Source organism: Escherichia sp. E1V33 (assembly GCF_004211955.1).
Taxonomy (GTDB): domain Bacteria; phylum Pseudomonadota; class Gammaproteobacteria; order Enterobacterales; family Enterobacteriaceae; genus Escherichia.
On sequence record NZ_RHJI01000001.1, the window covers coordinates 109,208 to 122,246 of the forward strand.

The following is a 13,039-nucleotide window of genomic DNA, read 5'->3' on the forward strand; positions in this document are numbered from 1 at the left end:
GTAGTGACTACATTAACGCTTGTTTTAACAGCAGTAGGGTCTGTTTTACTGCTGCTGTTTTTAGTCATGAAAGCGCGTATGCACGCTTTCCTGGCTTTGATGGTGGTGTCTATGGGGGCTGGCCTTTTTTCCGGTATGCCGCTCGATAAAATCGCAGCGACAATGGAAAAAGGGATGGGAGGCACCCTCGGCTTCCTGGCGGTGGTTGTCGCCCTGGGAGCCATGTTTGGCAAGATCTTACATGAAACCGGCGCAGTCGATCAGATTGCCGTCAAAATGCTCAAATCCTTCGGTCACAGCCGCGCGCATTATGCCATTGGCCTTGCAGGGCTGGTTTGTGCGCTGCCGCTGTTCTTTGAAGTGGCGATTGTTCTGCTGATTAGCGTTGCTTTCTCGATGGCGCGCCACACTGGTACGAACCTGGTGAAACTGGTGATCCCATTATTCGCAGGCGTGGCGGCAGCGGCGGCATTTCTGGTTCCTGGACCAGCGCCGATGCTGCTGGCATCGCAGATGAATGCCGACTTTGGCTGGATGATCCTGATTGGCCTGTGTGCTGCAATTCCAGGAATGATTATTGCCGGGCCGCTGTGGGGCAACTTCATCAGCCGTTACGTTGAGCTGCACATTCCTGACGACATCAGTGAACCGCATCTCGGTGAAGGCAAAATGCCATCCTTCGGATTCAGCCTGTCGCTGATCCTGCTGCCGCTGGTACTGGTAGGTCTTAAAACCATTGCCGCGCGTTTTGTACCGGAAGGATCAACTGCTTACGAATGGTTTGAGTTTATTGGTCATCCATTTACCGCGATTCTGGTTGCTTGTCTGGTAGCAATTTATGGCCTGGCAATGCGTCAGGGTATGCCAAAAGACAAGGTCATGGAGATTTGCGGTCATGCGCTGCAACCAGCAGGGATCATTCTGCTGGTGATTGGTGCAGGCGGCGTGTTCAAACAGGTGCTGGTTGACTCTGGCGTAGGTCCGGCGCTGGGCGAAGCGTTAACCGGCATGGGCCTGCCGATTGCTATCACCTGCTTCGTGCTGGCAGCGGCTGTGCGCATCATTCAGGGTTCTGCCACCGTTGCCTGTTTAACGGCGGTGGGGCTGGTGATGCCGGTCATTGAACAACTGAATTACTCCGGTGCGCAAATGGCGGCACTGTCGATTTGTATCGCCGGTGGTTCGATTGTTGTCAGCCACGTTAACGACGCAGGCTTCTGGTTGTTCGGTAAATTTACAGGTGCGACCGAAGCCGAAACGCTGAAAACCTGGACCATGATGGAAACCATCCTCGGCACTGTCGGTGCTATCGTCGGGATGATTGCGTTCCAGTTGTTGAGTTAATTCTGTTTGCCCGGTAGGTCTTACGCTACCGGGCTCCTTCCTGGTAATGCCTCTCGTTACCCCTTCATCCACATCCGAATGCCGTCGAGGAACATCTGGGTTGCCATCATCACCAGAATCAATCCCATCAGACGTTCCAGTGCGTTCACACCTTTCTCGCCCAGCAGACGTAAAAATAGCGACGACTGTAACAGGATGACAAATGTACCGCCCCAGGCCAGCAGCAGCGCAATCACCAGATGCCCCATCTGATTCGGGTACTGGTGGGACAGCAGCATTAAGGTGGCGAGGATAGTCGGTCCTGCTACCAATGGGATTGCCAGCGGAACAATAAACGGCTCCTCACCTGCCGGAAGCCCGCTGCTATTTCCTGAAGCGCTGGGGAAAATCATCTTAATGGCGATCAGAAACAGAATGATGCCGCCAGAAATGGAGACGGTTTCCGCACGCAGGCTAAGAAAAGCCAGAATTTTCTCGCCCGCAAACAGGAACACCAGCATCACCAGGAGAGCAATAAGCAACTCTCGCACCATGATTGCCCGACGTCGCTTGGGTTCTGTATGTTTCAGTACGGACATAAAAATAGGTAGGTTTCCGAGCGGATCCATAATCAGGATCAATAAAACTGCTGCAGAAATGATTTCATTCATAACTCAAGTTCCCTGATAATTGCCGTGGACTTTCTGCGTGCTACGAAAGCAGGATAAGTCGCATTACTGATGGCTTCGCTATCATTGATTAATTTCACTTGCGACTTTGGCTGCTTTTTGTATGGTGAAAGATGTGCCATGAGGACACCGGCACATATATACAGCACACATCTTTGCAGGAAAAAACGCTTATGAAAAATGTTGGTTTTATCGGCTGGCGCGGTATGGTCGGCTCCGTTCTCATGCAACGCATGGTTGAAGAGCGCGACTTCGACGCCATTCGCCCTGTCTTCTTTTCGACTTCCCAGTCTGGTCAGGCTGCACCTTCCTTTGGCAGTGCTTCTGGCACACTTCAGGATGCCTTTGATCTGGAGGCGCTGAAGGCCCTCGATATCATCGTAACCTGTCAGGGCGGCGATTATACCAACGAAATCTATCCAAAGCTCCGTGAGAGCGGATGGCAAGGTTACTGGATTGACGCAGCATCGTCTCTGCGCATGAAAGATGACGCCATCATCATTCTTGACCCAGTCAATCAGGACGTCATTACTGACGGATTAAATAAAGGCATCAGGACTTTTGTTGGCGGTAACTGTACCGTAAGTCTGATGTTGATGTCGTTGGGCGGTTTATTCGCCAATGATCTTGTTGATTGGGTTTCCGTTGCAACCTACCAGGCGGCTTCCGGCGGTGGTGCGCGACATATGCGTGAGTTGTTAACCCAGATGGGCCAACTGTATGGCCATGTGGCGGATGAACTTGCGACACCGTCCTCTGCTATTCTCGATATTGAACGCAAAGTCACGACCTTAACCCGCAGCGGCGAGTTGTCAGTGGATAACTTTGGCGTGCCGCTGGCGGGCAGCCTGATTCCGTGGATCGACAAGCAGCTTGATAACGGTCAGAGCCGCGAAGAATGGAAAGGGCAGGCGGAAACCAACAAGATTCTCAACACATCTTCCGTTATTCCGGTAGATGGTTTGTGTGTGCGTGTCGGGGCGTTGCGCTGCCACAGCCAGGCATTCACCATCAAATTGAAAAAAGATGTGTCTATTCCGACCGTGGAAGAACTGTTGGCGGCCCATAACCCGTGGGCAAAAGTGGTTCCAAACGATCGCGAAATCACTATGCGTGAGCTAACCCCAGCTGCCGTCACCGGTACGCTGACCACGCCGGTAGGCCGTCTGCGTAAGCTGAATATGGGACCTGAGTTCCTGTCAGCTTTTACTGTGGGCGACCAGCTGCTGTGGGGGGCCGCGGAGCCGCTACGCCGGATGCTTCGTCAACTGGCGTAATGTTTATTCATTAAATTTGGGGCGTAATGCTGCCCCTTTTAGTGCGTAGTACAGGAGTAAGCGCAGATGTTTCATGATTTACCGGGAGTTAAATAGAGCATTGGCTATTCTTTAAGGGTGGCGGGATACATACGTATTCAATGCCTTACCTGAAGTGAGGACGGCGTAGAGAGGATGCACAGAGTGCTGCGCCGTTCAGGTCAAAAAAATGTCACAACCAGATGTCAAAAATTAGTTGGATGGGGTGACACAATAAAACAGGAAGACAAGCATGTCCGATCGTATCGATAGAGACGTGATTAACGCGCTAATTGCAGGTCATTTTGCGGATCCTTTTTCCGTACTTGGAATGCATAAAACCACAGCGGGACTGGAAGTCCGTGCCCTTTTACCTGACGCCACTGATGTGTGGGTAATTGAACCAAAAACTGGACGCAAAGTCGCTAAACTGGAGTGTCTCGACTCTCGTGGATTCTTCAGCGGCGTCATTCCGCGGCGTAAGAATTTTTTCCGCTATCAGTTGGCGGTTGTCTGGCATGGCCAGCAGAATCTGATTGATGATCCTTACCGTTTTGGCCCTTTAATCCAGGAAATGGACGCCTGGCTGTTATCTGAAGGTACCCACCTGCGCCCATACGAAACCTTAGGCGCGCACGCGGATACTATGGATGGCGTTACCGGCACGCGTTTTTCTGTCTGGGCGCCAAATGCCCGCCGTGTCTCGGTTGTTGGGCAATTCAACTACTGGGATGGTCGTCGTCACCCAATGCGCCTGCGTAAAGAGAGCGGCATTTGGGAACTGTTTATCCCTGGCGCGCATAACGGTCAGCTCTATAAATACGAAATGATTGATGCCAATGGCAATCTGCGTTTGAAGTCTGATCCTTATGCCTTCGAAGCACAGATGCGCCCGGAAACCGCTTCCCTTATTTGCGGACTGCCTGAAAAGGTCGTGCAGACCGAAGAGCGCAAAAAAGCGAATCAGTTTGATGCGCCAATTTCTATCTATGAAGTTCACCTGGGGTCATGGCGTCGTCATACCGACAACAACTTCTGGTTAAGCTATCGCGAGTTGGCCGATCAACTGGTGCCTTATGCGAAATGGATGGGCTTTACCCATCTCGAACTGCTGCCAATTAACGAGCATCCATTCGATGGCAGTTGGGGCTATCAGCCGACTGGTTTATATGCGCCAACTCGCCGTTTTGGCACCCGCGATGATTTCCGCTATTTCATTGATGCCGCCCACGCAGCAGGTTTGAACGTGATTCTCGACTGGGTGCCGGGTCACTTCCCGACAGATGACTTTGCACTTGCCGAATTTGACGGCACAAATCTGTATGAACACAGCGATCCGCGTGAAGGCTACCATCAGGACTGGAATACCCTGATCTACAACTATGGTCGTCGCGAAGTCAGCAATTTCCTTGTTGGTAACGCGCTGTATTGGATCGAGCGTTTTGGTATCGATGCGCTGCGCGTCGATGCTGTAGCTTCGATGATTTATCGTGATTACAGCCGTAAAGAGGGCGAGTGGATCCCGAACGAGTATGGTGGACGCGAGAATCTCGAAGCGATTGAATTCCTTCGCAATACCAACCGTATTATCGGTGAACAAGTACCTGGCGCGGTGACGATGGCGGAAGAGTCTACCGACTTTCCTGGCGTTTCTCGCCCGCAAGATATGGGCGGTCTGGGTTTCTGGTATAAGTGGAACCTGGGATGGATGCACGACACCCTCGACTACATGAAGCTCGACCCGGTTTATCGTCAATATCATCACGATAAACTGACGTTCGGCATGCTCTACAACTACACTGAAAACTTCGTCCTTCCGTTATCACACGATGAAGTGGTGCACGGCAAAAAATCGATTCTCGACAGAATGCCAGGCGATGCATGGCAGAAATTTGCCAATCTGCGTGCCTACTATGGCTGGATGTGGGCGTTCCCGGGCAAGAAACTGTTGTTCATGGGTAACGAATTTGCCCAAGGGCGTGAGTGGAACCACGATGCTAGCCTCGACTGGCATCTGCTGGAAGGTGGCGACAACTGGCATCACGGTGTCCAGCGATTGGTGCGCGATCTGAACCATACTTATCGTCACCACAAAGCACTGCACGAGCTGGATTTTGACGCGTACGGCTTTGAATGGCTGGTGGTGGATGACCATGAACGCTCGGTGCTGATTTTTGTACGTCGCGATAAAGAGGGTAACGAAATTATCGTTGCCAGCAACTTTACGCCGGTGCCGCGCCATGATTATCGCTTCGGCATTAATCAGCCAGGTAAATGGCGTGAGATTCTCAACACCGATTCCATGCACTACCACGGCAGCAATGCTGGCAATGGCGGTGCGGTACATAGCGATGAGATCGCCAGCCACGGTCGTCAGCATTCATTGAGCCTTACTCTACCACCGCTGGCCACTATCTGGCTGGTGCGGGAGGGAGAATGACACAACTCGCCATTGGCAAACCTGCTCCCCTTGGCGCGCACTATGATGGCCAGGGCGTCAACTTCACTCTCTTTTCCGCTCATGCCGAGCGGGTAGAGCTGTGTGTGTTTGACGCTCAGGGCATAGAACACCGGTATGACTTGCCAGGACGCAGCGGCGATGTCTGGCACGGTTACTTGCCGGATGCACGCCCGGGTTTGCACTATGGGTATCGCGTACATGGCCCCTGGCAACCTGCTGTGGGACATCGCTTTAACCCGGCGAAGTTGTTGATTGATCCCTGCGCGCGGCAAATTGAAGGTGAGTTTAAAGATAACCCGCTGCTGCATGCAGGCCATAATGAACCTGATTATCGTGACAACGCCGCCATTGCACCGAAATGCGTCGTGGTGGTCGATCACTATGATTGGGAGGATGATGCCCCGCCGCGCACGCCGTGGGGCAGCACTATCATTTATGAAGCCCATGTCAAAGGCTTAACCTACCTGCATCCGGAGATCCCGGTTGAGATACGCGGCACCTATAAAGCGCTCGGCCATCCGGTGATGATCAACTATTTAAAACAGTTGGGCATTACCGCGCTGGAACTGTTGCCGGTGGCGCAGTTTGCCAGTGAACCGCGCCTGCAACGTATGGGGCTAAGTAACTACTGGGGCTACAATCCGGTGGCGCTGTTTGCGCTGCATCCGGCATATGCCAGCTCGCCCGAAACGGCGTTGGACGAGTTCCGCGACGCAGTGAAAGCCCTGCACAAGGCGGGTATTGAAGTCATTCTCGACATCGTACTCAACCACAGTGCGGAACTGGACCTGGACGGCCCGGTATTCTCACTGCGCGGGATCGACAACCGTAGCTATTATTGGATAAGAGACGACGGCGATTATCACAACTGGACTGGCTGTGGTAATACGCTCAATTTAAGCCATCCGGCGGTAGTGGAGTACGCCAGCGCCTGTCTACGTTACTGGGTGGAAACCTGCCACGTTGATGGTTTCCGCTTCGATCTCGCAGCAGTTATGGGGCGAACACCTGAGTTTCGTCAGGATGCGCCGCTGTTTACGGCTATCCAGAATTGCCCAGTGCTTTCGCAAGTGAAGTTAATTGCCGAACCGTGGGATATCGCGCCCGGCGGCTATCAGGTGGGCAATTTCCCACCGCTGTTTGCCGAGTGGAATGACCATTTCCGCGACGCCGCACGCCGTTTCTGGCTGCACTATAACCTGTCGCTGGGTGAGTTTGCCGGGCGTTTTGCCGCCTCCAGCGATGTTTTTAAACGTAATGGCCGTCTGCCGAGCGCTGCGATTAATCTCGTCACTGCGCATGACGGTTTTACGCTTCGCGACTGCGTTTGTTTCAACCATAAACACAATGAAGCAAATGGAGAAGAAAATCGCGACGGGACCAACAACAATTACAGTAACAATCATGGTAAAGAAGGGTTAGGCGGTACTCTTGATTTGATTGAACGGCGGCGCGACAGCATTCACGCCCTGTTAACGACGTTGTTGCTCTCCCAGGGTACGCCGATGTTACTGGCAGGTGATGAACATGGTCACAGCCAGCATGGCAATAACAATGCCTACTGCCAGGATAACCAACTAACGTGGTTGGACTGGTCGCAGGCAAACAGTGGGTTAACGGCGTTTACCGCCGCGTTAATCCATCTGCGCAAGCGCATTCCTGCTTTGGTAGAGGATCGCTGGTGGGAAGAAGGCGATGGCAATGTCCGTTGGCTGAATCGATATGCTCAACCTTTAAGCTCGGATGAGTGGCAATACGGGCCAAAGCAGCTGCAAATTTTGCTTTCGGATCGTTTTTTGATCGCAATAAACGCCACGCTTGAGGTAACAGAGATTGTTTTACCTGCTGGGGAGTGGCACGCCATTCCCCCATTCGCTGGAGAGGATAACCCAGTGATTACGGCTGTCTGGCCGGGACCTGCACACGGATTGTGTGTGTTCCAGAGATGATAAAAAAGGAGTTAGTCATGGTTAGTTTAGAGAAGAACGATCACTTAATGTTGGCGCGCCAGCTGCCATTGAAATCTGTTGCCCTGATACTGGCGGGAGGACGTGGTACCCGCCTGAAGGATTTAACCAATAAGAGAGCAAAGCCTGCCGTACACTTCGGCGGTAAGTTCCGCATCATCGACTTTGCGCTGTCCAACTGCATCAACTCTGGGATCCGTCGTATGGGCGTGATCACCCAGTACCAGTCTCACACCCTGGTGCAGCATATTCAGCGCGGCTGGTCGTTCTTCAATGAAGAAATGAACGAGTTTGTCGACCTGTTGCCCGCGCAGCAGAGAATGAAAGGGGAAAACTGGTATCGCGGTACCGCAGATGCGGTCACGCAAAACCTCGATATTATCCGCCGCTATAAAGCGGAGTATGTGGTGATCCTGGCAGGTGACCACATCTACAAGCAAGACTATTCGCGAATGCTTATCGACCACGTCGAAAAAGGTGCTCGTTGTACCGTTGCTTGTATGCCAGTACCGATTGAAGAAGCCTCTGCATTTGGCGTTATGGCAGTCGATGAAAACGATAAAATTATCGAATTTGTTGAAAAACCGGCTAACCCGCCTTCAATGCCAAACGATCCGAGCAAATCTCTGGCGAGTATGGGTATCTACGTCTTTGACGCCAACTATCTGTATGAATTGCTGGAAGAAGACGATCGCGATGAAAATTCCAGCCACGACTTTGGTAAAGATTTGATTCCAAAAATCACCGAAGCAGGCCTGGCTTATGCGCATCCATTCCCTCTCTCTTGCGTACAGTCTGACCCAGACGCCGAGCCGTACTGGCGCGACGTGGGTACGCTGGAAGCTTACTGGAAAGCGAACCTTGATCTGGCCTCTGTGGTGCCGGAACTGGATATGTACGATCGCAACTGGCCAATTCGCACCTACAATGAATCATTACCACCAGCGAAATTTGTTCAGGATCGCTCCGGTAGCCATGGGATGACCCTTAACTCACTGGTTTCCGGCGGTTGTGTAATCTCTGGTTCAGTGGTGGTGCAGTCCGTTCTGTTCTCGCGCGTTCGTGTTAATTCATTCTGCAACATTGATTCCGCCGTATTGTTACCGGAAGTATGGGTAGGTCGCTCGTGCCGTCTGCGCCGCTGTGTCATTGACCGCGCTTGTGTCATTCCGGAAGGCATGGTGATTGGTGAGGACGCAGAGGAAGATGCACGTCGTTTCTATCGTTCAGAAGAAGGCATCGTGCTGGTTACGCGCGAAATGCTACGGAAGTTAGGGTATAAACAGGAGCGATAATGCAGGTTTTACATGTATGTTCAGAGATGTTCCCGCTGCTTAAAACCGGCGGTCTGGCTGATGTTATTGGGGCATTACCCGCAGCACAAATCGCAGACGGCGTTGACGCTCGCGTACTGTTGCCTGCATTTCCCGATATTCGCCGTGGCGTGACCGATGCGCAGGTGGTATCTCGTCGTGATACCTTTGCCGGGAATATCACGCTGCTGTTCGGACATTATAACGGGGTTGGTATTTACCTGATTGACGCGCCGCATCTCTACGATCGTCCCGGAAGCCCATATCACGATACCAACTTATTTGCCTACACCGACAACGTGTTGCGTTTTGCGCTGTTGGGGTGGGTCGGGGCAGAAATGGCCAGTGGGCTGGACCCATTCTGGCGCCCTGATGTAGTGCACGCGCACGACTGGCATGCAGGCCTTGCGCCTGCGTATCTGGCGGCACGTGGGCGTCCGGCGAAGTCAGTGTTTACTGTGCACAATCTGGCCTATCAAGGCATGTTTTATGCACATCACATGAATGACATCCAATTGCCATGGTCATTCTTTAATGTTCACGGGCTGGAGTTCAACGGGCAAATCTCTTTCCTGAAAGCCGGACTGTATTACGCTGACCATATTACAGCGGTTAGTCCGACCTACGCTCGCGAGATTACTGAACCACAGTTTGCCTACGGTATGGAAGGTTTACTTCAGCAGCGTCATCGTGAAGGGCGACTTTCCGGCGTACTGAACGGCGTGGACGAGAAAATCTGGAGTCCAGAGACGGACTTACTTTTAGCCTCGCGTTACACCCGCGATTCATTGGAGGATAAAGCGGAGAATAAGCGCCAGTTGCAAATTGCAATGGGGCTTAAGGTTGACGATAAAGTACCGCTTTTTGCAGTGGTGAGCCGTCTGACCAGCCAGAAAGGCCTGGATCTGGTGTTAGAAGCCTTACCGGGCCTTCTGGAACAAGGCGGACAACTGGCGCTGCTCGGCGCGGGCGATCCGGTATTGCAGGAAGGTTTCCTTGCTGCAGCAGCGGAACACCCCGGTCAGGTTGGTGTACAGATTGGTTATCACGAAGCATTTTCGCATCGCATTATGGGCGGCGCGGACGTCATTCTGGTGCCCAGTCGTTTTGAACCGTGCGGTTTAACACAACTTTATGGATTGAAGTACGGCACGCTGCCTTTGGTGCGGCGTACCGGTGGGCTTGCTGATACAGTCTCTGACAGTTCTCTTGAGAACCTCGCAGATGGCGTCGCCAGCGGGTTTGTCTTTGAAGATAGTAATGCCTGGTCGCTGTTACGGGCTATTCGACGTGCTTTTGTACTTTGGTCCCGTCCTTCACTTTGGCGGTTTGTGCAACGTCAGGCTATGGCAATGGATTTTAGCTGGCAGGTCGCGGCGAAGTCGTACCGTGAGCTTTACTATCGCTTGAAATAGTTTTCAGGAAACGCCTATATGAATGCTCCGTTTACATATTCATCGCCCACCCTTAGCGTAGAAGCGCTTAAGCACTCTATCGCTTATAAGCTGATGTTTACGATTGGAAAGGATCCTGTCGTCGCCAATAAACATGAGTGGCTGAACGCAACGTTATTTGCTGTGCGCGATCGTCTCGTGGAGCGTTGGTTGCGCTCGAACCGTGCCCAACTGTCGCAAGAAACTCGTCAGGTTTACTACCTGTCGATGGAGTTTTTGATTGGCCGTACTCTCTCCAACGCCATGTTGTCGTTAGGTATTTATGACGATGTTCAGGGTGCGCTGGAGTCGATGGGGTTAAATCTCGAAGAGTTAATTGATGAAGAAAATGACCCAGGCCTCGGTAACGGTGGTCTGGGACGTCTGGCAGCTTGCTTCCTGGATTCACTGGCGACTTTAGGGTTGCCAGGTCGCGGCTACGGTATTCGTTATGACTACGGTATGTTCAAGCAGAACATCGTTAACGGCAGCCAGAAAGAGTCACCGGACTACTGGCTGGAGTACGGCAACCCGTGGGAATTTAAACGACACAATACGCGCTACAAAGTGCGTTTTGGCGGACGTATTCAGCAAGAAGGCAAGAAAACCCGCTGGATTGAAACTGAAGAAATCCTGGCCGTTGCTTATGACCAGATAATCCCCGGCTATGACACTGACGCAACGAATACCCTGCGTTTGTGGAGCGCACAGGCCAGTAGCGAAATTAACCTGGGTAAATTCAACCAGGGTGACTACTTCGCGGCGGTGGAAGACAAAAACCACTCCGAGAACGTATCCCGCGTACTGTACCCGGACGACTCCACTTATTCCGGGCGTGAACTGCGTCTGCGTCAGGAATACTTCCTGGTTTCCTCGACCATTCAGGACATTTTAAGCCGCCATTATCAACTGCATAAAACCTACGATAATCTGGCAGATAAAATAGCGATTCATCTCAATGACACCCATCCGGTGCTGTCGATTCCTGAGCTGATGCGTCTGCTGATTGACGAGCATAAATTCAGCTGGGATGACGCTTTTGAAGTGTGTTGCGAGGTCTTCTCTTACACCAACCACACGCTGATGAGCGAGGCGCTGGAAACCTGGCCGGTCGATATGCTGGGTAAAATTCTGCCGCGTCACTTGCAGATAATCTTTGAAATCAATGACTATTTCCTGAAAACCTTGCAAGAGCAGTATCCAAACGACACTGACCTGCTGGGACGGGCGTCAATCATTGATGAATCCAACGGGCGTCGTGTGCGGATGGCCTGGCTGGCGGTTGTCGTGAGTCATAAAGTCAACGGTGTTTCGGAGTTGCACTCTAACCTGATGGTGCAGTCGTTGTTTGCTGATTTTGCGAAAATCTTCCCGGGTCGTTTCACCAACGTTACCAACGGTGTGACGCCGCGTCGCTGGCTGGCGGTAGCAAACCCATCGCTTTCAGCCGTGCTGGATGAACACCTGGGCCGTAACTGGCGTACCGACCTTAGCCAGTTGAGCGAGTTGCAACAGCACTGTGATTTCCCGATGGTCAACCATGCGGTGCATCAGGCGAAGCTGGATAACAAAAAACGTCTGGCCGAGTACATCGCCCAGCAGTTGAATGTGGTGGTGAATCCGAAAGCGCTGTTCGATGTGCAGATCAAACGTATTCACGAATACAAACGTCAATTGATGAATGTGTTGCACGTTATCACTCGTTATAACCGTATCAAGGCCGATCCGGATGCTAATTGGGTGCCGCGCGTGAATATTTTTGGCGGCAAAGCCGCTTCGGCTTATTACATGGCGAAGCACATTATCCATTTGATCAACGATGTCGCTAAAGTGATCAACAACGATCCACAGATTGGCGACAAGTTGAAAGTGGTGTTTATCCCGAACTACAGCGTTAGTCTGGCGCAGTTGATCATTCCGGCGGCCGATCTGTCTGAACAGATTTCGCTGGCGGGGACGGAAGCCTCCGGCACCAGTAACATGAAGTTTGCGCTTAACGGCGCGCTGACTATCGGTACGCTGGACGGCGCGAACGTCGAGATGCTGGATCATGTCGGTGATGACAATATCTTTATCTTTGGTAACACTGCGGAAGAAGTGGAAGAACTGCGTCGTCAGGGTTACAAACCGCGTGAATACTACGAGAAAGATGAAGAGCTGCATCAGGTGCTGACGCAAATCGGCAGTGGCGTGTTCAGCCCTGAAGACCCGGGCCGTTACCGCGATCTGGTTGATTCGCTGATCAACTTTGGCGACCACTATCAGGTGCTGGCGGATTATCGCAGCTATGTAGATTGTCAGGATAAAGTTGATGAACTCTATGAACGTCAGGAAGAGTGGACTGCAAAAGCGATGCTGAACATCGCAAATATGGGTTACTTCTCTTCAGACCGTACGATCAAAGAGTACGCCGATCATATCTGGCATATTGATCCAGTGAGATTGTAAGTTCGCTAAAAAACAGAACGGGGCCAAAAGGTCCCGTTTTTTTCGCCTTTATTTCGGAAAAGTGTCCAGAGGGGGCGAGGGTTCTCGGGGAGTATAATTCCGTCATTCAG

The 13,039-nt window shown here is 52.0% G+C and carries 8 protein-coding genes; 7 read left to right on the plus strand and 1 reads right to left on the minus strand.

What is annotated here, in order from left to right:
- The first annotated feature begins 3 nt into the window (after positions 1-3).
- Positions 4-1,344, plus strand: a complete 1,341-nt coding sequence (gene gntU, locus D9742_RS00510) for a gluconate transporter (protein ID WP_000210111.1) — start codon at positions 4-6, stop codon at positions 1,342-1,344.
- Positions 1,345-1,400: 56 nt separating this feature from the next.
- On the opposite strand, the gene yhgN is transcribed toward gntU, so the two are convergent.
- On the minus strand, positions 1,401-1,994 hold the full coding sequence (gene yhgN, locus D9742_RS00515) for an NAAT family transporter YhgN (RefSeq protein WP_001002544.1): 594 nt from the start codon (positions 1,992-1,994) through the stop codon (positions 1,401-1,403).
- Positions 1,995-2,185: 191 nt separating this feature from the next.
- Here yhgN and asd point away from each other — a divergent pair, with 191 nt between their 5' ends.
- From asd to glgP, 6 genes are all read left to right on the plus strand, one after another.
- Positions 2,186-3,289 carry an aspartate-semialdehyde dehydrogenase gene (asd, locus tag D9742_RS00520; RefSeq protein ID WP_130235644.1) on the plus strand — a complete coding sequence of 368 codons (1,104 nt, stop codon included), beginning with the start codon at positions 2,186-2,188 and terminating at the stop codon, positions 3,287-3,289.
- Between the two features lie 271 nt (positions 3,290-3,560).
- The gene (gene glgB / locus D9742_RS00525; RefSeq protein ID WP_130235645.1) at positions 3,561-5,747 is read left to right on the plus strand and encodes a 1,4-alpha-glucan branching enzyme; all 2,187 of its coding nucleotides are present in this window, start codon (positions 3,561-3,563) and stop codon (positions 5,745-5,747) included.
- Entirely contained in the window at positions 5,744-7,717 is a 1,974-nt protein-coding gene (gene glgX / locus D9742_RS00530; RefSeq protein WP_130235646.1) for a glycogen debranching protein GlgX, read from the plus strand. The genes glgB and glgX overlap by 4 nt, the downstream gene beginning before the upstream one ends.
- A 17-nt stretch (positions 7,718-7,734) precedes the next feature.
- Positions 7,735-9,030: a glucose-1-phosphate adenylyltransferase gene (gene glgC / locus D9742_RS00535; protein ID WP_130235647.1), complete on the plus strand. Its 1,296-nt coding sequence runs from the start codon at positions 7,735-7,737 to the stop codon at positions 9,028-9,030.
- Complete coding sequence (gene glgA, locus D9742_RS00540; protein ID WP_130235648.1) at positions 9,030-10,463, plus strand: glycogen synthase GlgA; 1,434 nt, start codon at positions 9,030-9,032, stop codon at positions 10,461-10,463. The genes glgC and glgA overlap by 1 nt, the downstream gene beginning before the upstream one ends.
- Before the next feature lie 18 nt (positions 10,464-10,481).
- Entirely contained in the window at positions 10,482-12,929 is a 2,448-nt protein-coding gene (gene glgP, locus D9742_RS00545; RefSeq protein WP_130209035.1) for a glycogen phosphorylase, read from the plus strand.
- The last annotated feature ends 110 nt before the right edge of the window (positions 12,930-13,039 follow it).